Annotated in this window: 1 pseudogene; it reads left to right on the plus strand. The window is 66.6% G+C overall.

Features of this window, described 5'->3' with window-relative positions:
• Positions 1-87 precede the first annotated feature (87 nt).
• Positions 88-305, plus strand: a pseudogene (locus SB719_RS19520) (hypothetical protein); the annotation flags it as partial.

Raw genomic sequence — 305 nt, forward strand, 5'->3', positions numbered from 1 at the left:
CATCCGAACAGCTTCCTTCACGGAAATAGTCTCAAGATTAGTTTACACCTCACTGCTCTCCCTATCATTCAAATACGTGTTCCCGCCATGATCGTCGCGGCCGCACTGGCGATCGGCGTCGGCCTCGTCGGCCTCACCGCCGCACCGGCGCTCGCAGACGGCAGTACCCCGCTGCTGCAGGACAGCTTCACGGGGTCGACGCTCACGTCGAACCAGTACGCGGTCGGGGGGACCGGGACGGCGGTGCCCGGCCCCGGAACCAACACGGCGTGCCTGACCGTGCCGGCGTCGCCGGCCGGGCAGGT

The sequence above is a fragment of the Pantoea sp. SIMBA_079 genome (genome assembly GCF_046940275.1).
Classification (GTDB): domain Bacteria; phylum Pseudomonadota; class Gammaproteobacteria; order Enterobacterales; family Enterobacteriaceae; genus Pantoea; species Pantoea borealis.